Annotated in this window: 23 protein-coding genes; 6 read left to right on the forward strand and 17 right to left on the reverse strand. The window is 67.9% G+C overall.

The window, feature by feature from the left end; genetic code table 11:
• Window positions 1-2 precede the first annotated feature (2 nt).
• From C6A86_RS26335 to mftM, 4 genes are all read left to right on the forward strand, one after another.
• The gene (locus C6A86_RS26335; protein WP_105364823.1) at window positions 3-719 is read left to right on the forward strand and encodes a class I SAM-dependent methyltransferase; all 717 of its coding nucleotides are present in this window, start codon (window positions 3-5) and stop codon (window positions 717-719) included.
• 10 nt (window positions 720-729) lie between these two features.
• Window positions 730-2,211 (forward strand): glutamate--cysteine ligase, encoded by a 1,482-nt coding sequence (locus C6A86_RS26340; RefSeq protein WP_311100930.1) that lies wholly within the window; start codon window positions 730-732, stop codon window positions 2,209-2,211.
• Between the two features lie 20 nt (window positions 2,212-2,231).
• On the forward strand, window positions 2,232-2,903 hold the full coding sequence (locus C6A86_RS26345; RefSeq protein ID WP_105363450.1) for a class I SAM-dependent methyltransferase: 672 nt from the start codon (window positions 2,232-2,234) through the stop codon (window positions 2,901-2,903).
• Window positions 2,904-2,994: 91 nt separating this feature from the next.
• Window positions 2,995-3,855, forward strand: coding sequence for a mycofactocin oligosaccharide methyltransferase MftM (mftM, locus tag C6A86_RS26350; RefSeq protein WP_105363445.1), 861 nt, complete (start codon window positions 2,995-2,997; stop codon window positions 3,853-3,855).
• Here mftM and C6A86_RS26355 read toward each other — a convergent pair.
• The 11 genes from C6A86_RS26355 to xylA form a co-directional block, all read right to left on the reverse strand.
• The gene (locus tag C6A86_RS26355) at window positions 3,852-4,487 is read right to left on the reverse strand and encodes a MadR family response regulator transcription factor (protein WP_105363444.1); all 636 of its coding nucleotides are present in this window, start codon (window positions 4,485-4,487) and stop codon (window positions 3,852-3,854) included. The genes mftM and C6A86_RS26355 overlap by 4 nt on opposite strands.
• On the reverse strand, window positions 4,484-5,809 hold the full coding sequence (locus C6A86_RS26360) for a MadS family sensor histidine kinase (protein ID WP_304466012.1): 1,326 nt from the start codon (window positions 5,807-5,809) through the stop codon (window positions 4,484-4,486). The genes C6A86_RS26355 and C6A86_RS26360 overlap by 4 nt, the downstream gene beginning before the upstream one ends.
• The gene (locus tag C6A86_RS26365; protein WP_396835405.1) at window positions 5,806-6,903 is read right to left on the reverse strand and encodes an iron-containing alcohol dehydrogenase; all 1,098 of its coding nucleotides are present in this window, start codon (window positions 6,901-6,903) and stop codon (window positions 5,806-5,808) included. Before C6A86_RS26365 ends, C6A86_RS26360 begins: the two co-directional genes overlap by 4 nt.
• 176 nt (window positions 6,904-7,079) lie before the next feature.
• Window positions 7,080-8,576 (reverse strand): MadC family VWA domain-containing protein, encoded by a 1,497-nt coding sequence (locus tag C6A86_RS26370; RefSeq protein WP_105363442.1) that lies wholly within the window; start codon window positions 8,574-8,576, stop codon window positions 7,080-7,082.
• Complete coding sequence (locus C6A86_RS26375; RefSeq protein ID WP_199196195.1) at window positions 8,573-9,523, reverse strand: MoxR family ATPase; 951 nt, start codon at window positions 9,521-9,523, stop codon at window positions 8,573-8,575. Before C6A86_RS26375 ends, C6A86_RS26370 begins: the two co-directional genes overlap by 4 nt.
• A gap of 43 nt (window positions 9,524-9,566) precedes the next feature.
• Window positions 9,567-10,838, reverse strand: coding sequence for an NDMA-dependent methanol dehydrogenase (gene mdo, locus C6A86_RS26380; RefSeq protein ID WP_105363440.1), 1,272 nt, complete (start codon window positions 10,836-10,838; stop codon window positions 9,567-9,569).
• Window positions 10,839-10,973: 135 nt separating this feature from the next.
• Window positions 10,974-12,125: an acyl-CoA dehydrogenase family protein gene (locus tag C6A86_RS26385; protein ID WP_105363439.1), complete on the reverse strand. Its 1,152-nt coding sequence runs from the start codon at window positions 12,123-12,125 to the stop codon at window positions 10,974-10,976.
• A gap of 9 nt (window positions 12,126-12,134) precedes the next feature.
• A complete protein-coding gene (locus C6A86_RS26390) occupies window positions 12,135-13,421 on the reverse strand; it encodes a sugar ABC transporter permease (protein WP_105363448.1) in 1,287 nt (428 codons plus the stop codon).
• 44 nt (window positions 13,422-13,465) lie between these two features.
• On the reverse strand, window positions 13,466-14,260 hold the full coding sequence (locus tag C6A86_RS26395; protein ID WP_105363438.1) for an ATP-binding cassette domain-containing protein: 795 nt from the start codon (window positions 14,258-14,260) through the stop codon (window positions 13,466-13,468).
• A gap of 5 nt (window positions 14,261-14,265) precedes the next feature.
• Entirely contained in the window at window positions 14,266-15,336 is a 1,071-nt protein-coding gene (locus tag C6A86_RS26400) for a sugar ABC transporter substrate-binding protein (protein WP_105363437.1), read from the reverse strand.
• 103 nt (window positions 15,337-15,439) lie between these two features.
• On the reverse strand, window positions 15,440-16,663 hold the full coding sequence (gene xylA / locus C6A86_RS26405) for a xylose isomerase (RefSeq protein ID WP_105363447.1): 1,224 nt from the start codon (window positions 16,661-16,663) through the stop codon (window positions 15,440-15,442).
• A 131-nt stretch (window positions 16,664-16,794) separates the two neighbouring features.
• Between xylA and C6A86_RS26410 the strand changes: the two genes are divergently transcribed.
• Together C6A86_RS26410 and xylB are read left to right on the forward strand one after the other, a co-directional pair.
• Window positions 16,795-17,970, forward strand: a complete 1,176-nt coding sequence (locus tag C6A86_RS26410; protein ID WP_105363446.1) for an ROK family transcriptional regulator — start codon at window positions 16,795-16,797, stop codon at window positions 17,968-17,970.
• Window positions 17,971-17,972: 2 nt separating this feature from the next.
• Window positions 17,973-19,367: a xylulokinase gene (xylB, locus tag C6A86_RS26415; RefSeq protein ID WP_105363436.1), complete on the forward strand. Its 1,395-nt coding sequence runs from the start codon at window positions 17,973-17,975 to the stop codon at window positions 19,365-19,367.
• Here the strand turns inward: xylB and egtE are convergent.
• The 6 genes from egtE to C6A86_RS26445 all read right to left on the reverse strand — a co-directional run bounded on the left by egtE (window position 19,360) and on the right by C6A86_RS26445 (window position 25,358).
• Complete coding sequence (gene egtE / locus C6A86_RS26420) at window positions 19,360-20,439, reverse strand: ergothioneine biosynthesis PLP-dependent enzyme EgtE (RefSeq protein WP_105363435.1); 1,080 nt, start codon at window positions 20,437-20,439, stop codon at window positions 19,360-19,362. The two genes, xylB and egtE, sit on opposite strands and share 8 nt — an antisense overlap.
• Entirely contained in the window at window positions 20,436-21,386 is a 951-nt protein-coding gene (egtD, locus tag C6A86_RS26425; RefSeq protein WP_105363434.1) for an L-histidine N(alpha)-methyltransferase, read from the reverse strand. Before egtD ends, egtE begins: the two co-directional genes overlap by 4 nt.
• Window positions 21,383-22,072, reverse strand: a complete 690-nt coding sequence (gene egtC, locus C6A86_RS26430; RefSeq protein ID WP_105363433.1) for an ergothioneine biosynthesis protein EgtC — start codon at window positions 22,070-22,072, stop codon at window positions 21,383-21,385. The genes egtD and egtC overlap by 4 nt, the downstream gene beginning before the upstream one ends.
• Window positions 22,072-23,361, reverse strand: coding sequence for an ergothioneine biosynthesis protein EgtB (gene egtB, locus C6A86_RS26435; RefSeq protein WP_105363432.1), 1,290 nt, complete (start codon window positions 23,359-23,361; stop codon window positions 22,072-22,074). Before egtB ends, egtC begins: the two co-directional genes overlap by 1 nt.
• The gene (gene egtA / locus C6A86_RS26440) at window positions 23,358-24,608 is read right to left on the reverse strand and encodes an ergothioneine biosynthesis glutamate--cysteine ligase EgtA (protein WP_311100932.1); all 1,251 of its coding nucleotides are present in this window, start codon (window positions 24,606-24,608) and stop codon (window positions 23,358-23,360) included. The genes egtB and egtA overlap by 4 nt, the downstream gene beginning before the upstream one ends.
• Before the next feature lie 111 nt (window positions 24,609-24,719).
• Entirely contained in the window at window positions 24,720-25,358 is a 639-nt protein-coding gene (locus C6A86_RS26445; RefSeq protein WP_105364094.1) for a sensor domain-containing protein, read from the reverse strand.
• Window positions 25,359-25,364: the final 6 nt, after the last annotated feature.

Consider the following 25,364-nt stretch of genomic DNA (forward strand, 5'->3'; position numbering starts at 1 on the left):
GCATGCCCCGCGGTGGCCCCGATGCGTCCTGTCTGGACCGGCTGCTGCAGACCGACCGGACCGAGTATCTGGATCGCACCGATGTCGATCCCGCGGTCAAGCGCAGCGTGGTGGATGCGCTGGAGTGGACCGGCCGGGTGTTCGGCAACCACCGGCAGTTCGGACACCTGGTGCTCGACGAGATCGCCGACGTACCGGACCCGAAGGTGCTCGAACTGGGCGCCGGTCACGGGGCACTGTCGGCGGTCATTCTCGAAGGACACCCCACCGCCCACGTCACGGTGACCGATGTCGAGCCGGACTCGGTCGCCGCGATGGCCGCCGGTGAACTCGGCAGCCATCCGCGCGCCCTGGTGCGGGAGATGGACGCCTCCGCCGTCGACGCACCCGACGGCCATTTCGCGCTGGCGGTCTTCGCCCTGTCCTTTCATCACCTGCCGCCCGCGACGGCCGCCGCGGTGCTCGCCGAGGGCACCCGCGTCGCGGACAAGCTGCTGATCATCGACCTGCCCCGACCACCGGCACCGTTGCATCTGCTACGGCTGGCCACGATGCTGCCACTGGCCCCGTTCATCCCGCTCGTGCACGACGGTGTGATCAGTTCGCTGCGCAGCTACAGTCCGTCGGCGTTGCGCGCACTGGCCGAGTACGCCGGTGTCGACATCGAATTACGGGGCGGTCTGCTCAGTCCACAGATCGCGGTGGCCGTTCGACGCTAGTGTCGACGCTGTGGGCGAAGAGGTTTCCCGCACGGAATTCAGCCGCGCACAGCGTCGCGAATACCGGCGCAAGGTCCAGCTGTGCCTGGACGTGTTCGAGACGATGCTGTCCCAGTCCAGTTTCGAGTTCGACCGGCCGCTCACCGGCATGGAGATCGAATGCAACCTGGTCGATGCCGACTACCAGCCGGCGCTGCGCAATCAGGAGGTGCTGGCCTCCATCGCCGACCCGGCCTACCAGACCGAACTGGGGGCCTACAACATCGAATTCAATGTTCCGCCCCGCCCTCTTCCCGGGCAGTCCGCGCTGGAACTGGAGGCCGAGGTACGGGCCAGCCTGAACGCCGCCGAGGCCAAGGCGACCGAGGACGGCGCGCACATCGTCATGATCGGGATCCTGCCCACGCTCATGCCCGAGCATCTGGAGTCGGGGTGGATGAGCCAGTCGACCCGCTACCAGGCGCTCAACGACTCGATCTTCACCGCGCGCGGCGAGGATATCGACATCGACATCACCGGGCCCGAGCGCCTGTCGCTGCAGTCGGCCGATATCGCACCCGAATCGGCTTGCACCAGTATGCAACTGCATCTTCAGGTGTCGCCGGCGGAGTTCGCGCAGAACTGGAATGCCGCGCAGGTGCTGGCCGGCCCGCAACTCGCCCTGGGCGCCAACTCGCCGTACTTCTTCGGCCACGAGCTGTGGGCCGAGACCCGCATCGAACTGTTCGGTCAGGCCACCGACACCCGGCCCGACGAACTCAAGACCCAGGGTGTGCGCCCACGCGTCTGGTTCGGTGAACGATGGATCACCTCGATCTTCGATCTGTTCGAGGAGAACGTCCGCTACTTCCCGGCACTGCTGCCGGAGATCTCCGAGGAGGACCCGGTCGCCGAGCTCGCGGCCGGGCGCACCCCGCAACTCTCGGAGTTGCGTCTGCACAACGGCACCATCTACCGGTGGAACCGACCTGTCTACGACGTGGTGAACGGCAAACCGCACCTGCGGGTCGAGAACCGGGTGCTGCCCGCCGGACCCACGGTACTCGACATGCTGGCCAACTCGGCGTTCTACTACGGCACCCTGCGGGCCCTCACCGACGAGGACCGCCCTCTGTGGAGCAAGATGAGTTTCGCTGCGGCACAGCATAATTTCTTCGCATCGGCGCGGCACGGAATGGACGCCCGGCTGTATTGGCCCGGCCTGGGCGAGGTGACGGCCGACGAACTCGTGTTGCGGGAGCTGCTGCCGCTGGCCCATGACGGGCTACGACGCTGGGGCGTCGCAACGGATGTGCGGGAACGCTTCCTCGGGGTCATCGAAGCACGCGCCAAGACCGGTCGCAACGGAGCAGCGTGGCAGACCGCCACCGTGCGTGCGCTGCAGGAACGTGGTCTGGCGCGGCCCGCGGCGCTGGCGGAGATGCTGCGCATCTACTGCGAGCACATGCACACCAATGCACCGGTACACACGTGGGAGACACCCACCGCGTGAGCGCGCGTACGTTGGATGTCATGGCATCTGAGGTACTGGACTGGGACAGCGCATACCGCCACGACAGCGAGCTCCAGGGACCACCGCCGTGGAGCATCGGTGAACCGCAACCCGAACTGGCAGCGCTGATCTCGGCGGGCAAGGTGCGTAGCGACGTCCTGGACGCCGGCTGCGGGCATGCCGAGCTCTCACTGTCACTGGCATCAGACGGCTACACCGTGGTGGGCCTGGATATTTCGCCGACCGCGATCGCCGTGGCGAATCGTGCAGCACAGCAACGCAACCTGCGCTTCGCCAGCTTCGCCCAGGCCGATATCACCTCCTTCACCGGCTACGACGGTCGATTCCACACCGTCATCGATTCGACGTTGTTCCATTCGCTGCCCGTCGACGGCAGGCACAACTATCTGCACGCCGTGCAGCGCGCCGCGGCCCCGGGCGCGAACTACTACGTGCTGGTGTTCGCCAAGGGGGCGTTCCCCGCCGAGGTGCAGACCAAGCCCAACGAGGTCGACGAGTACGAACTGCGCGATATCGTGGCGGCGCACTGGACCGTGGACGACATCCGGCCGGCGTTCATCCATGCCAACATGCCATCAGGGCCGGGGGCGCCGTTCGACATGCCCCCGCATGACCACGACGACAAGGGCCGGATGAAGCTGCCGGCCTTCCTACTGACCGCGCACAAGTAACCTCAAGCTCCCCAATACTGCCCGAACGGGCAGTAAAGGCCGACCATTCGGCTCGCGCGCCGGCCACTGTTGGCCAATAGCGTTGTCCAGCATGAGCATTACTTCCGTCCGGCCGGCCGAGGTCGACCCGTTGAGCCCGGTGCCCGATGGCGTGTGGCGCGGGAGCGGTGTACGGGTGCGGCGACGGGCCGGTACCCGGAGGGAGCATCCCGACAGGCCACGGTTCTGTGCCGACCGCCGCGGCGGCGTCCTCACCGTCGAACACGACCTCACCCCCGATGAACTGTCCGACACCCTGGCGGTTCTGCTGACCGAACAACTGGACGGAATTCTGCTGGGCCGCCAAGATTTCGAGTCGGTGTTCACCGGGGTCGTGCGCACCACCGTGCCGGGCGGGATCGCCGCGTGGTCACGGTTCTACCGTAATTCGCTGGATGCGCTGGAATCCGGGCAGACCGCCTTCGCGACGATCCACCGGCGGGCAGCCGGCCTGGTGACCGGGCCGTGGCTCCTGGACCTCGGATCATGCTTCGGTTTCTTCGCACTGCGGATGAGCCGGCTGGGCTACGAGGTGACGGCAACCGATCTGAGCGCACCGACGATGGATCTGCTTGCGCGCGTGAGCTCTCGATTGGACCGGCCGCTGCGCACCATCGCCTGCGACGCCGCGCAGGTTCCGCGTGCCGACGGCGCGGCCGATACCGTCACCGCGCTGCATCTGCTGGAGCACCTCGATCCCGACACCGGCCACGCGGTGCTGGCCGAAGCGTTGCGGCTGGCGCGTCGCCGCGTGGTGGTGGCGGTGCCGTTCGAGGATGAACCGCAGGCCTGCTACGGGCACGTCCGCACCTTCGACTTGGCGACGTTGCGCGATCTGGGTGCGCGGTTCACCGGTGTGCGCGCCAGGGTCTTCGAACATCACGGCGGCTGGCTGGTACTGGACCGGATCTAGATCAGCCCGCGCTTGCTGGCCGCGTATACCGCCTCGGCGCGCCGGCTCACCTGGAGCTTGCGCATGATGTTGCTGACGTGGAACTTCGCGGTGGTGGCGGAGATGAACAACTTCTCGCCGATCTTGCTGTTGGACAGCCCGGTTGCCAGTAACCGCAGCACTTCCAACTCACGGTCGGTGAGCTGTTCACGGTGTTCGGTGCGACCATTGAGCGAGCGCACAACCGCCGCGGCGCTGCGTGAATCGAAGGCGCTCTCCCCCGCCGAGATGGCACGGATCGCCCGGACCAGTTCGGTGGTGTCGACGTCCTTGACCACATACCCCCTGGCCCCGGCGTGCACGGCGCGCACCACCAGGTCCTCGTCCAGGAAGGTCGTCAGCACCAGCAGTCCCAGGGCGGGGTACGCGGCGGAAAGCTTCGTGCACAACGACAAACCCTCGAAATCCGAACCCGCCGAGAGTTTCAGGTCGAGCAGCACGACGTCCGGCCGCACCGCCGACACCATGGCCTCGGCCTCCGGCTCAGTCGAGGCCTCTCCGACGACCACCAGATCGTCCTCTCGCTCCAGCAGTGACCGCAGCCCCTGCCGCAGGATGGCGTGATCGTCGACCAGTGCCAACTGAATGGTCATCGTGAACTCTTTTCCCTGGGAATGGTCGCGACCAGCCGCACCCCGCCGATTCGGGAGCGCTGCACCGCAAGCGATCCGCCGTGTTCACGACAGCGGGCGAGCATATTGGCCAGGCCGCGGTGGTGCCCGTCGACATCGGTGACATCGGCCATCCGCAGCATCAGGCGCAGCTTCTCCGGATCACCGCAGCCATCGTCGGCGATGGACAAGGTGACCGCCTGTGCCCGGTACTGCAAGCGCAGGATCGCCCGGCTGCCCTTGCCGTGCATCGCCGCGTTGAACAGGGCCTCGCCGGCCACCCGCAGCAGCGCGTGCTCGACGGCACTGGGTAATTCCGCCACGGCCCCTTCGACTTTCAGGGTCACCCGCAGATCCTCGGGCATATGGACGGTGGCCAACTGCGCCAGCAGTTCCGGAAGGCTGGACCGGCCTGCGTCCTCGGGATGGTTGAGCGCATAGATCGCCGAGCGCAGCTGCTCGGTCGCCGATCGGGTCAGCGTCTTGGCCATGTCCAGGCGGTCGGCGAGATCGGAGTTGCCGGCGTGAGAGCGGATCTCGCTGCGGCACACCTCGATCTGCATACCTGCCGACAACACCGTCTGAGTGACGCTGTCGTGCAGCTCACGGGCGATGCGATGCCGCTCGTTGTCGAGCACCTGATGGCGTTGGGCGGCGCCGAGCTCGCGTTGGGTGGCCAGCAGCTGGGCGTTGTGCGCCTCGGACTGGGCCAGCAACGCCTGCGAGCGCTGGAACAGCTCGCAGTTGTGCAGCGCGACGGCGGTCTGGCTGGACAGGATCCGCATCACCGTCTCGTCAGTGCCGTCCAACGTGCGGTGACTGGGCGTCCATGCCGCGAAGGCGCCGATCACGCCGCCGTCGAGTTCGATGGGCACATGGGCGTGGTGCGGTTCGATCACCGGCAGCCGAAACTGGGCAAGCTGCCCGCGCAGGATGTCGTTGAGCCTGTTGAGCACCACGTCGGGCAGGTGCGGAACCGGATGCTTTGCCCCGGAGAGCCCTTCGAATGAATACGGGTTGCCGTCGGCGTCGAGGATGAGGTGGCGTGGGCGGGCCTCGGGCAACGCACCGTCGGCCAACGCGAGCAGCACCCATTCGGCGCCGAGATGGACCCGGGCAGCCTCGGCGGCCGCCCGGACCAGCTTCTCCGGCCCGTTCACCGTCTGCACCAGGGCACGCGAAATGGCGTCGAGGGCGGCGATGACGCGTTCGGTGCGCTGTGCGGCGACCCGGAACTCCGGGTAGAACGTCGGCTTGCCGGAGCGCACTCCGGTCAACCGCTCCAGATCCGGCTGGGCCCTCACAGTGCGGCCCGGAACAGTGCCTGCAGCTGCGCCTCGTCGGCCGCGCGGGGGTTGGTGGTGATGCACGCGTCGGCCATGGCGTTGCGAGCCAGCACCGGTACGTCGGTGTCATGCACGCCGAGATCGGCAAGCCCGCGTGGCACACCGACTTTCTGCGCCAGCTGTTGCAGGTGATCGGCAAGAGCCAGGGCGGATTCCAGCTCGGGCGCGCGTGTGTCGGCGATGCCGAGATTGGCCGCGATGACGGCGAACGGAGCCGGGTCTGCCTCGGCGTTGAACCGCACCACATGCGGCAGCAACACGCCATTGATGACACCGTGTGGCAGATCGAGCAGCCCGCCGACCTGATGACTCATCGCATGGGCGGCGCCCAGGATGGCGTTGGTGAACGCGAGCCCGGCCTCCAGCGCAGCCTGCGCCATCAACACCCGGGCGCTCATCTCGCGTGGTTGTTCGATGGTGGTGACCAGGTTCTCGGTCACCATCACCACCGCTCGCAGCGCGTGATGGTCGGTGAGCTGGTTGTGCCCGAGGGATACGAACGCCTCGATACCGTGGGTCAGGGCATCCAATCCGGTGGCGGCATTGAGCCATTCCGGCATCGTGGTGAGCAGGCGCGGGTCGATCACGGTGATATCGGGGACCAGTGCACGTCCCAGGATGGTGATCTTGGTGTTGCGGGTGGTGTCGGTGACGATGCAGAACTGCGAGACGTCGGCGCCGGTGCCCGAGGTCGACGGCAGCACCACCAGCGGCGGGATCGGCATGGTGGCCTTGTCGACGCCGGCGTAGTCGAGGATGTCGCCGCCGTTGGCGGCCAGGATCGCGATGCCCTTGGCGGCGTCGATCACCGAGCCGCCACCCAGCGCGATCAGCACATCGCAGCCGCGGGACCGGTAGAACTCGTGTCCGGCGGTGATCTCGTGGTCCTTGGGGTTGGGGGTGAGCGCGCTCCACACCTGGGCCTGGACGCCCTGGTCGCGCAGATGGTCGACGAGCTCGTCCACCCAACCGGCCTCGATCAGGCCGGGATCGGTGACCAGGAGCGGACGCTGGCCGCCGAGCCGGAGCGCGGCGTGCGCCGCCTCGGCCATCGAGTCGATACCGAACACGATCTCGGGGGCGTGAAATTTGAGCAGGCGAGAAGGCACCGCACGACCTCCCTGCCGCTGTGTGATCCACGTAACACGACCAGCCTACGTGCCCCACCAGGGACAACCAACGTGCAGGTGGGCAGGCTTTCACCTACCCGATCGGGCAGGTGTCACGTTCAGGAGAGGGCGTGCGCGAGCTCCGCCGCCTTGGCCGTCAGGGCCTCGGCATCGCTGGCCACCACCACGCGATCGCACACCCGCGCGTAGTCCGGCATGGCGCAGGTGGCCTGGCGCCAGTAGCGCTGCGGCTCGGGCGTCACCCACGCCAACCGGTGCACCCGCCGGCGCAGCGCCCGCAGCCGGTCGACCCCGGGCGGCAGACCGCCGCTGCGGCCGTCGCCGACGATCAGCACCGCGGTCCGGGAATCCAGGGCGTCGGCCTGGCCGCGCAGCATCTCCTCGAACACCTGCCCGTAATCGCTGCTGGCCTGCAGATCCAGGTGCCGTTCGGCCAGCACCGCGGCCAGCGCGTCATCGCCGCCGGCGCGCAGCAGGATCTCGGTGACGTCCACGGGGCGGTCCACGAACGCCATCACCCGGCAGCGGTGTGCCCGCCGGTGCATGGCCTGTGCCAGCCGCAGTGTGAACGCGGTGACCGGGCGCACCGACAGCGACACGTCCGCGATGACCAGCAGCCGGATCCGGTCCGGCAGCGGGGTGCGGGTCATGAGGTGGAAGGGCACGCCGTCGGTGCGCATGCTGGCCCGGACCGTGCGCCGCATATCGAGCCGGCCGCGGCCACGCTCCCGGGGACGCGCCCGCGGTGCCCCGCGCATCCGGCGCAGCACCTCGTGGCAGGCCAGGTCGACATCGGCGGCCAGTCCTGCGCCGGAATCGGTTTCGGGGTGCTCGGGTTCGGCGGACAGCCCGCTGCGCCGCGCCAGTGCCGCGACGAACCCCTCGACCGCCTGCGTCAACTGGTCGAGCTGCTCGGCGGTCAGCGGTTCGTCACCGGCGTCGCCACCGTAGGTGTGAGTCGGGTCGTAGGCGTCCAGCCAGGCCAGGATGGCGTCCGGGTCGTCGAAACTCAGCGAGCCGGCCACCACGGGTGCCACCGAATCGGCCAGATCGCCTGCCGCGCTGGACAGGGCCCGATCCACTTCGACGGTGTAGCGCATGCCGCGGCGGCCACCGTCGGCCTCGGAGGACACTGTCAGCTGGTCATCGGCACCGGTCACGCTGAAATCGTCGTCGTCTTTGTGCGGGTTGAATCCCTGGTCCGCATCCGGGGTGTCGAAGTGGTCGCCGACCTCGGCGGCCCGTTCGTTGTACTCGGCGTACCGACCCACCTCGAGGTCCTCGTCGACATCGAGTTGGTCGGGCAGGCCCGAGCCGGTGTGCGCACGGCCCGGGCCCGCCACCGGCTCCTCATCTTTCGTGCCGGGCCGGCCGAACAGGGCGTCGAAGGCGCGGTCGAAACCGCGTTGTTCGCGTTGATATTTCGCGCAGGTGGCACGCAGCGCCGCCCGCAGACCGCGGCGGTCGGCGGCGCCGAGCAGCCCCAACACGCGGCGCACCTCGATGACCTCCGCCGGCGAGGTCGCCACCCCGGCGCGGCGCAGCAGCTGCCCGAACGTCGCCGCCACGGCGTCCAGAATCTCCGACGGAGTCACCGCCCACCACGCCCGCGGAACACCGAGGTGGTGGTATTGGCCGGCCGCGATGCCACCGTCACCCGTTCCGGGACAACGGTTTCTGCTGCGCGTGCGGGCGCGTCACCGAGGTGACGCAGCGCGATATCCCGGTCGCTGGTGAACTTCACCAGCGCCGAGAGCAGCACCGTGTCGGTGCTGCCGTGGCCGAGCAGCGCGGCCGCCCTGGCACCGTCGATCACCTCGGATATCGACGGACTCTTGCGCAGCGGCAGTTCACGCAGCGTGCGGGCGAGTTCGACGACCGTGGCGACCACCCCGGGCTCGACGTCCGGCGCGCGGACCCCGACGATCTCCCGTTCCCGCTGCGGGGTGGGAAAACCCAGGTGGTAGTGCAGGCACCGGCGCTTGAGAGCGGCGGACAGTTCCCGGGTGTCGTTGGAGGTCAGCACCACCCAGGGCACCGACCGCGCCACGAAGGTACCGATCTCGGGGATGGTGACCTGACGCTCGGCCAGCACCTCGAGCAGCAAGGCCTCCATGGCTTCCTCGGTGCGATCCACCTCGTCGATGAGCAGCACCACCGGTTGCTCGGAGAGCACCGATTCCAGCAGCGGCCGCACCGACAGGAACTCCTCGGTGTAGAGGTCCGCCGCCTCGATGGCCTTGTCCCGCATCATCTGCACGTGCAGCAGCTGTTTGGCGTAGTCCCATTCGTAGAGCACCCGGTTGTCGTCGAGGCCCTCATAGCACTGCAGCCGGATCAGTCGCCGGCCGCTCGCCGCGGCGAGCGCCTTGGCCAGCTCGGTCTTGCCGACCCCCGCCGGTCCTTCCAGGAGTAGCGGGCGGTCCAGCGCGGTGGCCAGATGCACCACGGTGGCCAGATCGTCGTCGGCGATGTAGTCCTGCTCGCGCAGCGAATCGGCGACTTCGGTTGCGGTGGCGAATGTTATCGGATCAGCACGCATGGGTATGTGTGCAGTGGTCACGGCGGGCTCCTCACACGGCGGATCAGTAGGTTTCGTTGATCGCGTGCCCGACAACGGGAATCATCGACCCGACGGTGACCTCACGCGGGTTGCCCGGGGTGCACCAGTCGTCCTGGATGTGCTCCGAGATCGCCAGCACGGTCTTGTCGTCGCCCAAGATCTGCTCGCCGCGACCGGCGTACTTGCCGGTGTTCATCCGGTTCTTCTCGTACGAGTCGGTGCGGACCGCGGAGAAATTGTCCGGGATGCCGACATCCTGGGAGAGCCGGATGGCGGCTTCGACGGCGGCGTCGGCGGCCTGCACGGTGGTCATGTTGCGGGTGTCGACACCCATCGCGGTGGCCAGCTGCGCGTACCGTTCGTAGCGCGAGGGCAGGTTGTATTCCCACACCCGGGGCAGCGCGATGGCGTTGTTCAGCCCGTGATGGCTGTCGAAGAAGGCGCTGACGGCATGGCTGATCGAGTGCACGATGCCCAGACCACCGGAGTTGAATGCCTGCCCGGCGATGTACTGCGCGTTCATCATGCCTTCGCGGGCCTTGAGGTTACGTGGCTCGAACACCGCCTCCCGCAGGTTCTTGGCGACGAGTTCGACTGAGTACAAGGCATTTCCGAGTGATGGTGCGAAGTCCAGCCGAGACACGAACGGCTCGCTGCCGTGCGCGAGCACGTCGAATCCGCAGTAAGCGGTGAAGTGCTGCGGGCAGGTGTAGTAGAGCAGCGGGTCGTCGACGGCCAGCGTGACGATGGTGGCCTCGTCGAAGCCGACCCACTTGTGCGGGTGTTCCATGTCCGAGGTGTCGGTGATGACGTAGGCCCACGATGTCTCCGAACCCGTTCCGGCCGTAGTGGATACCGCGATGTGCGGCGGGTTCTCCTTGTTGGTGGACTTGGCGAAGCCCTCGAACTCGTTGATGTTGCGGCCGTCGTGCGCGATCACCACGCGGGCGCCCTTGGCGGCGTCATGGCTGGAGCCACCACCGATGGAGATGATGCTGTCGCACTTCTCCTGCTGGTAGAGCGCGGCGGCCTCCATGACGTTGTAATCCTTGGGGTTGGACTCCACCTTGTCGTAGAGCACGACCTCGACGCCCTGGTACTCGATCTTGCCGGTGAGTTCCTCGATGATGCCCGAGCCACGCAAGCCGGTGGTCATCAGCAGGGTGCGCTTGAAGCCGAGGCTCTTGGCCTCCACGCCGATGATGTCGTGTGCGCCCACACCGAGCAGGGCGCGGGGAAACGGGTGGAACTCCTTGATCGGAAAGTCCCAAATCTGGTTCAGCTCAATGGCCATCGGTCGACTCCTTGTGGTATCGGACGGGCGGAAGACCCTCCTGGACACCACCGTGGACCTGCGTGGCCCGCGTCACAATGATGTTCTGCGACTACCCGCCGTCTGGCACGCGGAAACTGCCCGATCGGGCAGGCGTCACAGCCCCCCGCGCGACACCAACTGGGCAGCGATGACGTTGCGCTGGATCTCGTTGGTGCCCTCGCCGACGATCATCAGCGGGGCGTCACGGAAGTAGCGTTCCACGTCGTACTCGGTGGAGTAGCCGTACCCACCGTGGATACGCACCGCGTTCAGCGCGATCTCCATCGCGGTCTCGGAGGCGAACAGTTTGGCCATGCCGGCTTCCATATCGCAGCGCTCACCGCTGTCGTATTTCTCGGCGGCATACCAGGTGAGTTGGCGGGCTGCGGTGAGCTTGGTGGCCATATCGGCGAGGTAGTTGCCGATGGACTGGTGGCGCCAGATCGGCTGGCCGAAGCTTTCGCGCTGCTGGGCGTAGGCCAGCGAGTCTTCGAGGGCGGCGGTGGCCACCCCCAGCGCCCGGGAGGCGACCTGGATACGGCCGGTCTCCAGGCCCTTCATCATCTGCGCGAAGCCCTTCCCTGGGGTGCCGCCCAGGATGGCGGTGGCCGGGATGCGGTAGTCGTCGAAGGACAACTCGCAGGATTCCACACCCTTGTAGCCGAGCTTGGGCAGGTCGCGTGAGACGGTCAGGCCGGGGCCGTGTTCGACGAGCACGATGGAGATGCCCTTGTGCTTGGGCTGTGCGCCGGGGTCGGTTTTGCACAGCAGCGCAATGAGATCCGAGCGCCGGGCGTTGGAGATCCACGTTTTGGCGCCCGCGATCACCAGGTCCTCGCCGTCGGTTCTCGCGACGGTGGTCATGGCCTGTAGGTCGGAGCCCCCGCCGGGCTCGGTCAGTGCCATGGTGGCGCGCACCTCGCCGGTGGCCATCCGCGGCAGGTAGGCCTGCTTCTGCTCATCGGTACCGAACAGGGCGAGCAGTTTGGCCACCACGGTGTGCCCGCCCATCGCGCCGGCCAGGCTCATCCAGCCGCGCGCGAGTTCCTGGGTGACCCTCGCGTAGCAGGGCATCGATACCGGCGAACCGCCGTAGGACTCCGGCACCGCCAACCCGTAGATGCCGATCTGCTTCATCTGCTCGATCCAGCGTTCGGGGTACTCGTTGGCGTGCTCGACCTTCTGCACGCGGGGCTTGACCTCTCGGTCGACGAACTCGCGCACCGTCTGGATCAGGAAGGTCTCTTCGTCGTTGAGCGTGGCCACCCGCTCACATTAGAGCCCGGTCGACGAGCGCCGCCGCCGCGAGATCGCGTCCACGCTGGCCGCGAGCAACAGCACCCCACCTGTGACCAGGAAGTTGATATAGGACGACTGATTCAGCAGGCCCAGTCCGTTCGCAATCGTGGCGACCACCACGCCACCGATCACGGCGTCGATGGCCCGGCCTTTACCGCCGAAAAGACTGGTGCCGCCGATCACCGCCGCGCCGACCGCGTACAGGAGCACGTTGCCCGCGCCGGAGGACGCCGACACCTTTCCTGCGTAGGACGCCGCGATGATTCCGCTCAGCGCGGCCAGCGACGAGCAGACGACGAACACCGAAACCCGGATGCGGTCCACGGGGATCCCTGCGCGGCGCGCAGCCTCGGCGTTGCCGCCGACGGCATAGATGTGCCTGCCGTACGTCGTGCGCCTGAGCACCAGCGTCATGGCGATGAGGAGTACCAGGATCAACGGCAGCACGTACGGAATGCCGCTGATATCCACGTTGGGGTTGACGCTGCGGTTGACGCTGAGCACGAACGTGACACCGAGGATCACGGCGGCCACCGCGACCACCCGCGCGATCACCACGCCCAGCGGGGCGTGCGACAGCTGCAGGGACTTCTTACGCCGGTGCTGGTAGACCTCGAGGCCGGTGAAACCGACGACCACCACCAGCGCAATCGCCCATCCGACGGCGACGGGCAGATTGCTGATCGTCAGTCCGCGGATCACCGGGTCATCGACTCGGACCGATCCACCCTCGCCGATGAGTTTCAGGGTCACACCCTGCAGTCCGAGGAAGAATGCCAACGTGACCACGAATGATGGAATCCCGAGTTTGGCGCGCAGCACGCCGATGGCGAGGCCGATCAATGCGCCGCAGGCGATTCCGGTGAGGATGGCCGCCCACCACGGCCAGCTCAGGCTGACGATGGTCAACCCCATCGCGCAGGCCGCCACCCCGCCGGCGACTCCCGCCGACAGGTCGATGTCACCGAGCAGCAGGACGAACACCAGCCCCATCGCCAGCACACAGATGGATCCGGCCTGGGTGACCAGGTTGGCAAGGTTCAGTGCCGACAGGAACCGGTCGTTCGCCAATCCGAACACCACGAACAGCACGACCAGTCCGAGGATGGCGGGCAGCGAACCCATGTCGCCGCCGCGCACGCGCTGCAGGTAGCCGCGCACCGCCTCGCCGAACGTCTGATCGGAACTGATGTCACCGACGAAGTCGGCATCGGCGAGTGCGCCAGCGGATCGAGAAGTGGCGGTGCTTGTTTCGGTGCCCATCGGGGTGTCCTTCAAGTTTCCGTTTCGGTCGTGCACGTCAGAGCTCACATCGACTCGGCGGCCTGTGCCGGCGCCAGTCCGAGGCCGCCGGAACGTCCGGCGGTGATGAGTTCGACGATCTGGCCGTGGGTGACCTCGGATGCCTTGACATCGGCGGCCACCCGCCCGAGGTACAGCGCGCAGATCCGGTCGGCCACCTCGAAGACGTCGACCATATTGTGCGAGATGAGCACCACCCCGACGCCCTGACCGGCAAGTCGGCGCACCAGCTCGATCACCTGCCGTGTCTGGGCGACACCGAGCGCTGCGGTCGGTTCGTCGAGCAGCACCACCTTCGAGTTCCACAGCACCGATTTGGCGATCGCCACGGTCTGGCGCTGGCCCCCGGACAGACTCGACACCGTCTGCCGTACGGATTTGACCGTCCGCACCGACAGCGAGGTGAGGGCGTCGCGGGCCATCGTTTCCATGCGGGCCTCGTCGAGCAGCCCTCGGCTCGTGAGTTCCCGCCCCAGGAACATGTTCTCGACGATGTCGAGGTTGTCGCACAGCGCCAGATCCTGGTAGACCACCTCGACCCCGAGTGCCGCAACCTCGTTCGGACTGTGCACTGTCACCGGCCGGCCCTCGAAAAGGTAGGTGCCGGTGTCGATGGGGTGGATTCCGGCGATCGCCTTGACCAGAGTCGACTTTCCGGCGCCATTGTCACCGACCAGAGCCGTCACCTGGCCGGGGTAGATGCAGAAGTCGACGTCATGGAGCACGTGGACAACACCGAAACTCTTGTTGACACCCTGCAATTCGAGGATCGGTTCCACCGATGGCACTGGAGGGGTCATCGGCGCTAGGCCCCCGCGGCGGTGCACATGGGCGCAAACTGTCCCGTGCACACCTCGTCTCTGGACTGGCCGCCGTCCTCGAAGACGACGCCCACGGTGTCCTTCGTGATCGACTTCGGCGTCAACAGCACCGACGGGACGTCGCGCTCGCCGGTATCGTCGCGCGTCGTGCTGGTGGCCTTCGGCTCCTCACCATTGGCCAGCGCGATCGCCACTTCGGCGAGCGCGTTCGCCTCTTCGGTCGCCGACTTGTAGACGGTCATGCACTGTGTTCCGGCGAGGATGTTCTGCAGACCCTCGACGGTGGCATCCTGGCCGGTGACCGGAACCTGGCCGGCACGCCGGTTCTTCTCCAGGATCGAGATGACCGAGCCGGCCAGACCGTCGTTGGCCGCGTAGACCCCGTCCACACGTCCGTCCGCCGCGGTGTAGAGCTGCTCGAAGATGGTCACCGCCGCGTCGGTGTCCCAGTCGGGCACTGCTTGCTCACCGACGACGGTGATGGTCGGCGTCACGTCGATCGCCGAATGAGCCCCGGCGCTGAACAACGTCGCGTTGTTGTCGGTCGGAGAACCGTTGAGGAACACCACATTCGCGGGCCTGCCACCGAGGCAGTCGACCAGCCCCTGCCCCTGGAGCTCACCGACCGTGGTGTTGTCGAACGATACGTAGATGTCGGCGGAACCGCCCAGGGTCAGGCGGTCGTAGTCAATGGTCTTGACGCCCTGGGTGGCGGCCTTCTGCTGAATCGACGCGCCGCTGTCGGAGTCGAGGTTCACGATCGCCAGCACGGTGACGCCATCGGCGATCATGCCGTCGGCGATCGTGGCCATCGTGTCGGCGGATCCTTCCGCGTTCTGGATGGTGTAGTCCACCCCTGCCGCTTTGAACGCGGCTTCCAGCGCGGGGCGGTCCTTGGTCTCCCAGCGAACCGACGACTTGGTGTCAGGCAGGATCACCCCGACCTTGCCTGCCCCCGAGCTCGTCGACTCCGAACCCGAATCCGATCCGCAGGCCGTCAGCGTCAGGCCGACGCCGACGACGGTCGCGAGGAGCAGGGTGCTGATTCGTTTCACGAAGATCCCTCCAATGGGGCGTGGATTTGTTGTCCGTCGTCACATATTCCGTGATCCAGATCACTTTGTGGGCGGCATTGCGGGATCTGGGTGCGCGCGGGCCTCATCGTGCGCCCATCAGATGCTCGATCGCCAACTGGTTGAGGGCCACGAAACCGCAACCCTTTCCGCCGAAGTAGGCACCGGTGTCGAACTGTTCGTAGGCGGTCGGGTCGGCCAGTAGCTCGGCATAGGTCTCGCCGGCGCCCAAGGTGGGTTCGCGTAGCTCGGGCACTTTGGCCGCCGCCATCGCCGCCTGCACGGCCGGGTCGGCGCGGAACGCCGCGGCGCGCTGGCGCAGCAGCAGGTACATCCGCATGTTGGCCGCCGCCGACGCCCACACACCGTCGGCATCCTCGGTTCGGCTGGGCTTGTAGTCGAAATGCCGCGGTCCGTCATAGGCCGGGCCGCCGCCGGGGCCGCCGTGTTCGAGCAGATCGACCAACGCGAAGGCGTTGGCGAGATCACCATGGCCGAACACCAGGTCCTGGTCGAACTTGATGCCGCGCTGACCGTTCAGGTCGATGTGAAACAGCTTGCCGCTGTAGAGGGCTTGGGCGATGCCGTGCACGAAGTTCAGCCCGGCCATCTGCTCGTGGCCGGTCTCGGGGTTGACGCCGACCATCTCCGGATGGGCAAGGGTCTCGATGAACGCCAGTGCATGCCCCACCGTGGGTAGCAAGATGTCACCGCGCGGTTCGTTGGGTTTGGGCTCGATCGCGAACCGAAGTCCACTGCCCTGGTCGATCACGTACTGGCACAACATGTCCAGCGCCTCGCGGTAGCGTTCCAGGGCGGCCTGGACGTCCTTGGCCGAGTCGTACTCGCTACCTTCCCTACCACCCCACATCACGAAGGTCTCGGCACCGAGTTCGGCGGCCAGATCGATATTGCGCAGGACCTTGCGCAGGGCGAAGCGGCGCACGCCGCGGTCGTTGCTGGTGAACCCGCCGTCCTTGAACACCGGCTGTGTGAACAGGTTGGTGGTGACCATCGGCACGACCAGACCGTGGGTGCTCAGCGCGGAGGTCAATCTGTCGATCATCCGCCGTCGCTCGGTATCGGAGCTGCCGAACGCGAACAGGTCGTCGTCGTGCAGGGTCAGTCCGTACGCCCCCAACGCGGCCAGTCGCTCGACGACCTCGACGACGTCGACCGCGGGCCGGGTGGCGACGCCGAACGGGTCGACGCCCGGCCAGCCGACGGTCCACAGTCCGAACGAGAACTTGTCGGAAGGGCTCGGTATCAAACCCTCCGCTGCCGGGGCGCCGGCCTCCAGGACGGTCATGGGGTCCTCCTCGGGGATCATGGCACCTGTCGGTGCGAGTCGGTGCGATGAAACCTGTATTTGTTCTCTGTGCGAACATAAGATGTGGCCTGGGACACTGTCAAGGCTGAAAGTGAGGGGTTGATGTGTCGGTGACCGGATCGGAAGCCCAGCGAGCCGTCCGGGTGGGAACGAGTACCGACGACGTCCGGCGACGAAATCTGTCCAGCGTTCTCACCCTGGTGCACCGCCACCGAGCGCTCAGTCGCGCCGAGTTGACCCGCCACACCGGACTGTCCCGGTCGACCACCAAGGATCTGGTCGAGGAGTTGGTGACGCGAGGCCTGGTCGACGAGACACCGGCGCCGTCGGTATCGCAGGTGGGACGGCCCAGCCCCATTGTGCGCCCGGGTAATCGGGCCCTCGCGGTGACCGTCAGCCCGGAGGTCGATGCTGTGACCGTCGGGGTCGTGGCGATGGGGGGTGCGGTGCTCGACATGGTGCGCTACCCGACCGAGCGCATACCGACCGCGGCGGACACCGTGGCCATCACCGCCGAGGCGGTCGGCCGGATCCGCGCCGGCCTACACGACGGTCAGGTGCTGACGGCGGTCGGCGTCGCGGTGCCCGGGCTCGTGCACGGTCGCGAATCGGCGGTGCAACTGGCGCCCAATCTCGACTGGCATGATGTCGAGATCGGCCAGCTGCTCAGCACAGCAACAGAATTGCCGGTCTATGCGGCCAACGACGCCAACGTCGGCGCGATTGCCGAGCACCTGTTCGGCAACCACATCGATGCCGATCATCTGATCTATGTCAACGGCGGGCCCAGCGGTATAGGGGCAGGTGTCATCGTTGCCGGCGGACTCCTCGAAGGTGTGGCGGGCTACGCGGGCGAACTGGGCCATACCTACGTCGGTGGGCGCGAAAAATGCCACTGCGGCAGTGTCGGCTGTCTGGAGACCGAAGTGACCCAGCCGCCGTTGGCCCGCCTGCTCGCCGAGCTCGACGGCGCACCCGGCGACACCGAGCCCCGCCCCAGCTCCGCGGAGCGCGATGTGCTCGATCGCCAGGCACGCGCGCTGGCCATCACTCTCGGCAATGCCATCAACATGTTGAATCCCCGGTTGATCGTCCTCGGCGGATTCCTGCGGGTCTTTCCCGCCTGCGCGGCGGCGGTGCTGCGTACCGAATTGGCGCGCCGCAGCATGCGGGCCCCACGCGAACTGGTCCGCGTGGTACCCGCAACCCTCGGCGCCGATACGTTGGTGATCGGCGCGGCCGAGTTGGCATTCGCACCCGTACTCACCGATCCCGGGAGGTTCTGAGCGTGACACTCGTGGCGGGAATCGACTCATCCACCCAGTCCTGCAAGGTCGTGATCTGCGACGCCGAGACCGGCAGCATCGTGCGTTCGGCGTCATCGCCACACCCCGCCGGAACCGAGGTCGACCCGGAGCTGTGGTGGCGGGCGCTGCAGCGCACACTCGCCATGGCGGGCGGAGTCGACGACGTGTCGGCGATTGCGGTGGGAGGCCAGCAACACGGAATGGTGTGCCTGGACTCGACCGGCCGGGTCATACGAGATGTACTGCTGTGGAACGACACTCGCTCCGGTGCGGCCGCCGAACAACTTGTCGGTGAACTGGGCGGTGCCGCGCGGTGGGCCGCGCGCGTCGGCGTCGTGCCGGTCGCGTCGATCACCGCCACCAAGCTGCGCTGGCTGGCCGATCACGAACCCCATCACGCCGACGCGACCGCGGCGGTCTGTCTTCCCCACGACTGGCTGACCTGGCGGCTGGGCGGCTGCTCCGATATCGCGGACCTGCGTACCGACCGCAGCGATGCGAGCGGCACCGGCTACTACTCGGCCGACAGCGACAGCTATCAGACCGATCTGCTCGAGCTTGCCTTCAGAGGCCGGCGGCCGATGGTGCCGAAGGTGCTCGGACCCCACGACCCGGCGGGTGAGACACCGCAGGGCATTCTCCTGGGAGCCGGCGCCGGGGACAACGCCGCCGCCGCGCTGGGGCTGGGCGCCGGAGCCGGCGACTGTGTCGTGTCGCTGGGGACCTCGGGAGTGGTGAGCGCGGTCGGATCGGCGGCCCCGCACGACCCGGAGGGCATCGTGGCGGGCTTTGCCGATGCGACCGGACGTCACCTTCCGCTGGTGTGCACCCTCAACGGAGCACCGGTGCTGGCCGCGGTCGCCGCGATGCTGGGTGTGGATTTCGACGAATTCGACCGGCTCGCCTTGTCGGCGCCGGTGGGGGCCGAAGGCCTGGTGCTGGTTCCCTACTTCGACGGGGAACGGTCGCCGAACCTGCCAGCGGCAGCTGGTGCACTGCAGGGGATGACGACACGAAACCTGAACTCCACCAACATCGCCCGTGCCGCAGTGGAGGGGCTGCTCAGCTCCATGGCCTACTGCATCGACAAGATCACCGAACAGGGCATCGACGTCGGGCGCATCAACCTGGTCGGTGGTGGCGCGCGATCGCAGGCCGTGCGGCGCATCGCACCCGCCATCTTTGACACCGAGGTGCATGTGCCGACACCGGCGGAGTACGTCGCACTCGGCGCGGCCCGTCAGGCGGCATGGGTGCTGTCCGGTCAGGATGTGCCGCCGTCGTGGTCGGTCGGGGAATCCGCCCGCTATGAGGCCGAGGCGACACCCGGGGTACTGGCGCGGTATCGGACAGCACAACCACTGACCTTCAGGTGACGGCGACGAGCGCCTCGGCAAAAAGCTCCAGATCCGCGGCCTCGACGTCCACATGCGGAGACACCCGCAGCACCGGCCCGGCCATCTCGCTGGGAGCCCGCGCCACCTCGCACGCCGTGGTGACGATCCGGTGTTCGGCGATCAGCTTGGCGCGCACCGGTGTCGGCTGGGCACCATTGGTGGGCCGCAGCGTCGTGATCGCGGTCGGCTCGTCCACAGGTTCGACCACCTCCCACCCGGGGATGTCGGCGAGCACCGTCCGGGTGAGCCGGCCGACCTCGGCCAGCCGGGCCCGCACCAGCTCCGGGCCCGTGGCAAGGTGCTCCCCCAATGCCAGCGAAAAACCAAGGCGCGAGCCGATATTTGCCTCGTGCAACTCCATCGGCGCCCATCGCGGCGTCAACCGGCCGTACAACTCGGGCCGCACCGCCAGCGTGCCGACACCGCGCGGGCCGGCCACCCACTTGCGTGAGGACGAATACAGCACGTCGGCGCCCACCGCGCAGTCCACGTGCCCGAGCCCTTGGGCCGCGTCGACCACCAGGAGCAGACCCAACGACCGGCAGACCGGCGCCAACTCGGCCAGCGGCTGCGCCACCCCGCGGTGGCTGCCGAGCACGGTCAGATGCACCAGCGCCGGCGGATCGGCCTCCAACACCGCGGCGGCCTCGTCGACCCGCAGCCGGCCCAGCTCGTCGACGGGCAGGGGGCGCACCTCGAACCCATTGGCCGCCATGATGACCAGGTTCGGACCGTACTCTCCGGGCGGGCATGCCACGGTGCGCGGTCCGGTCCAGCTGCTCAACAACAGATCCAGCGCGTGATTGGAGCCGGTGGTGAAGATGACCTCGGCATCGGGCATCCCGGCCAGGGCGCGCACCGCGGCCCGTCCGGCGTCCAGCACCGGCACCGCGGCCTCGCCCGCGACGTAGCCACCGACCTCGGCCTCGTGCCGGGCGTGGGTGGCTGCCGCATCGATCACCGCATTGCTCTGCCGCGAGCACGCCGCGCTGTCCAGATGCAGGCCCGCCACCGGCACCCGGGCCGCCCGCCATGTGTCGGCGAGGCTCATTTCACCGCCAGCGAGAGACCGAAATCGCCGGCGCCGTCGGACCACCAGTGGGTGCGGCGCAGCCCGGCGGCGGCCAATTCGGCTTCCACACCCTCGGGACGGAATTTGCAGGACACCTCGGTCAGCATCTCCTCGCCGGCCGCAAACTCGACGGTGAGATCGAGCTGCGCGATGCGGACCCGTTGATCGGCGGTCGACCTCAGCCACATCTCGATGCGCTCCTCATCGGGGTTCCACCGCGCGACATGATCGAAGGCGTCCAGGTCGAAGTCGGCGTCGAGTTCGCGGTTCACCACGGTCAGCACATTGCGGTTGAACGCCGCCGTGACACCGGCACTGTCGTCATAGGCGCGCACCAGCCGGCCGACATCCTTGACCAGGTCGGTGCCCAGCAGCAGCGAATCGCCGGGCTCCATGGTGTCGGCGACCGCGGCAAGGAATTCGGCGCGGGGTTCGGGAGTGAGATTCCCGATCGTGGACCCGAGGAAGACCACCATCCGCCGGCCGACCTTGGGCACGGTGCCCAGGTCCCGCTCGAAATCGCCGCACACCACCTCGATCTCGATGTCGGGGTATTCGACATGCAGCGCACGGGCGGCATCGCGCAGCACGCTGGGGTCGACGTCGAACGGGATGAAGCGCTTCAGCGCACCGCTGTCCCGCAGGGCATCGAGCAGCAGCCGTGTCTTCTCCGATGTGCCGCTGCCCAACTCGACCAGAGTGTCGGCACCCGAGGCCTCTGCGATATCGGCTGCCCGGTCCCGCAGGATCGAGGCCTCGGTGCGGGTGGGATAGTACTCGGGCAGCCGGGTGATCTGATCGAAGAGATCACTGCCCTTCGCGTCGTAGAACCATTTGGGCGGCAGGGTTTTCGGTGATTGCGCCAGTCCGTGCCGAACGTCGCGACGCAGAGCTTTGGACAGGTCCGAGGCCGTGCCGGTGGTCATGAGGATCCTTCCAGGGGAGTAAGCGTGAGGTTCGTGCCGGTCACCTCGACGAGGTGCCGGTCGGGGATATCACGCCAGGACGGGTCGTCGTCGTAGGGTTCGCTGGCCAGCACGATGCCGTCATCGCGCTGCAGACAGAACAGGGTGTCTCCCCAGGTGGTGGCGAGCAGGCTGGAACCGTTGGCGGCCAGAATGTTCAGACGGGCACCCGGGTCTCGGGTGCCGATGCGGGCGACGGTATCCCCGAGCGCGCCCATGCCGCGCTCGAAGATGTGCGCGGCCAGTACCGCACTGTCGACGGTGGATTCGGCCGTCGTCGGGGCCGGAAGGACGGCGCGGTCGACGATCCCGTTGTGCGAGAGCAGCCAGGTGCCGTCGCTGAACGGCGCCGAGGCCGAGGGCTCGATGGGCATGCCGACCGTCGCCGAACGCACCGCGGCGACGAAGCAGTCACTGCGTAGTGCGGGAGCCACCGACGCAAACGATGCGTCCCCCCACAGCGGCTTGTCGCTGCGCCAGCGCCGCACACCACGATCGAAGAACCCGACGCCCCAACCGTCGGCATTGATGGTGCCGTGCTTTTGCCGACGCGGCGAATATGACTGCACCAGCAGACCACTCGGCGGATCGAGCACCAACGTGGACACCGGCACCGGTGCACCGAGCCAGCCCAGGTGGCGACACATCAGGCGTCCCAGGCCAGGCGGACACCGGAGAAGATCTGCCGGCGGATCGGATGGTCCCAGTTGCGGAAGCTGGGCCGCAGGATGCCCGCAGCCACCGCCCAGGACCCGCCGCGCAGGACCCGGTAGGCGCCAGTCGACGTAGGTCCCTCGAAGAAAGGGACCGTGTATTGGTCGTAGATCATCGGGGTGAACCCGGGCCAGGGTCGCAGGGGCGAGGTGGTCCACTCCCACACCTCGCCGAGCATCTGCTCCACCCCGTAGGCCGACGCGCCCGCCGGGTAGGCGCCCACCGGTGCCGGGCGCAGCGCATCGCCGCCGAGATTGGCCAGCTCGGATGTGGGTTGTGCGTCACCCCAAGGGAATCGGCGGCGCGCACCGGCCACCGGGTCCCACGCGCAGGCCTTCTCCCACTCGATCTCGGTCGGCAACCGGGCACCCGACCACGCCGCGAACGCCTCGGCCTCGAAGTAGGTGATGTGCTGCACCGGTTCGTCACCCGGAATGGTCTCGCGGTGGCCGAACCGGGTGCGGCTGCCGTCGGCGTTCCAGAATGCGGGCGCGCTCAGACCGGCCTGCTCGCGATGCGCCCACCCGCGCTCGGACCACCACTGCGGGGTCCGGTAGCCGCCGTCGTCGACGAACTCGCGCCATTGCGCGTTGGTGACCGGTACCCGCCCGATCCGGAACGGCTCGACGTGCACCACATGGCCGGGACGTTCGTTGTCCAGCGAGTACGGCTCCTCGGATGCGTTGACGCCCAGGGTGAACGGGCCCCCGGGGATGAGCACCGAGGTTCCGGCCACACCGGCGCGGCCGCGGGGCAGCGCCGCGCCCGTGCTCAGCAGTGCGGGGCCCGCGCGCAGGTTGAGCGCCTGCAGCATGGTCTCGTCGTGCTGGTTCTCGTGGGAGACGACCAACCCGAAGCGGAACAACGACTCGTCACCGTCGGTGCGGTCCAGCACGTCGAGGGCGCGGTCGCGGACGGTGCGGCAATAGGTGCGCGCGTCGGCGGGCGGGAGCAACGGAAGGTCGACGCGGCTGGCGCGGGAATGCACGAATGCGTCATAGAGCGAGTCGACCTCGGGGGCCAGGATGCCAGGGGCGTTGGGGTCGCCATCGCGCAGCAGCCAGAACTCCTCCTGCTGCCCGATATGGGCGAGGTCCCACACCAACGGGCTCATCAGCGGGTCGTACTGGCGATGCAGTTCGGCGTCGTCGAAGTCGACCAGGGCCAGGGTGCGCTCCCGGGCCCGGGTCAATTCGGTGGCCAGCGCTTGCGGTGATGTCACGAGTCGTTCCTCGCCAGTTGGGTCAGAGCCGTCGGTATCCCATGTTCGACAACGAGATCGGAGAAGTCATCGCCCGGGCAGCGGCCGGCCTCGACGCCGGCGAGCAGCCGGGCCATCGCATCGGCCAGTTCAGCCGGGGCATGCTCGGCGGCGGCGGCCACACATGTCACCGCCGCGGCCCGCAGGCCCGGGTCCGCGAGGCCGGCCCGTGCGGCCAGATCCCATTCACCGGAGACCGATTCGGTGGCACTGGTGGCGATCTCAGCGGCTGCGGGATTGTCCAACAACGTGACCAGGGTGAACACCACGGCCGGCCAGATGGAGTCGGGCACGCTGTCGAGGTACCGGATTTCCAACCAGCGCCGCGGCCGCACCGGAGGGAAGAGCGTGGTCAGGTGATACTCGAGATCCTCGTCGCCGGGAAGGCGGGCGTCCAACGGGATACGGCCGTCGGCCCAGTCGGCGTAGGAGACGAACTCGGTCATCGGCACCGCGTCGGGCGTGCGGACCAGCATCACCGGGGCGTGCAGTGCATAACGCGCCCAGTCGGCGGAGGGATCGTCACCGCTGTCGCCCAGCACCGGGCCGCACCGTGCCGAGTCCAGCTGCCCCCAGACGCGTTGGCGGGAGCTGCGCCATCCGGTGAAGTGTCCGCCCAGCAGGGGCGAGTTCGCCGACAACGCGATCATGGTCGGGCCCAGCGCGTGCGCCAGCCGGACCCGGTCCGCCCAGCCCGCCCGCGGGCCGGCCTCGATGTTGATCTGAACCGAGGCGGTCGAGGTCATCATGGCCGCGCCGGCCGCGGGGGTACCCGTTGCGGTGAAGAAGCTCTCCATCGCCCGATAACGGGCGCCGGGGTTGATGCGCTGCGCGGGCCGCAGCGGATCGGCACCGAGCAACACCAGGCCCAGGCCGTGCGCGGCGAAATGGTGCGTGAGGACCGTGCGGTCGGCGGTCATGGCGATGATCGCGTCGGTGGCGCCGTCGGCCGGTGGGCCCGACAGTTCCACGGCGCCGCCCGGTTCGACGGTGATGGCACTGCCGCCGGGCAACGTGGGCACCGTCGCGATGACGTCGCTGAGCTCATCCCAGCCGGGCCGACGCAGGGGATCGGTGATGTCGAAGCAGTGCGCCTCGATCTCCAGACCAACCTTGCCGATCGGCCCGTCGTGCAGACAGTTCGCCGCGATCGCGGCGGCAGCCCGCCCGGACGCGCACTCCATGTCCCGCGCGGCAGCGGTGGTCATCCGAACCACTCCTCCCCAGGACCTGGACGCTGGGAGCCCTCAACCCGATGAGCCCGTGTTATTTCAATCTTCCAGACAGGTCTGACATATTCCCAAGGGTTTTGTTCGCCGTTATTGCCCGAGGGTGTTCTGCATGGCCCCGGCCAGCACGTTGACCGCGGGCCCACCGTTGCCGGGCTGACAGACTTTCGCCTGCAGCAGAACGTTTTCCCGCAACCGGGTCTGGATGAAACACCGGCGGTCGGTGCCGCCTTCCTGTTTCACCCAGACCGCGTCGGTCGGCGTCGCGGTACCGCCGGAGAAGGTCCACACCTGGTTGACGAAGTTGTCCAGGTGCATCGTGGTGGTCTGGCCGGCGCATCCGGTGGTGCGGTCGGTGACGCGGTGGTACGCGCGGGTGGCCGCGTCGTCGGTGGCGAAGACACCGACCGACTGCTTGACCAGGCGGGTCGCATCCGTTGCGGAGGTCTGCGCGACGGCGCCGTTGAACGACGCCAGATCCGGATCGGCGTACACGTCGGGGAGACCGATGTCGGCCCAGTTGTTGCAGGCCGGGTTGTCGACGTAGAACGCCTGGCCCGGGTTGCCGAACTCGGCTTCCCAGGCCAGCGGTGCGCCGACGATGTTGCTGACCGAGCCCTTCGGCAGGACCGCGTAACTGACGACGCCGGGATCGGACGGTCGGGCCGAGGCCGGAGCGGCGAGGGCCAGAGCCACTCCCACACCGGCGGCCAGTGCAGTCAGCCGCATGGCTCG

This window comes from Mycobacterium sp. ITM-2016-00316 (genome assembly GCF_002968335.2).
GTDB lineage: Bacteria > Actinomycetota > Actinomycetes > Mycobacteriales > Mycobacteriaceae > Mycobacterium.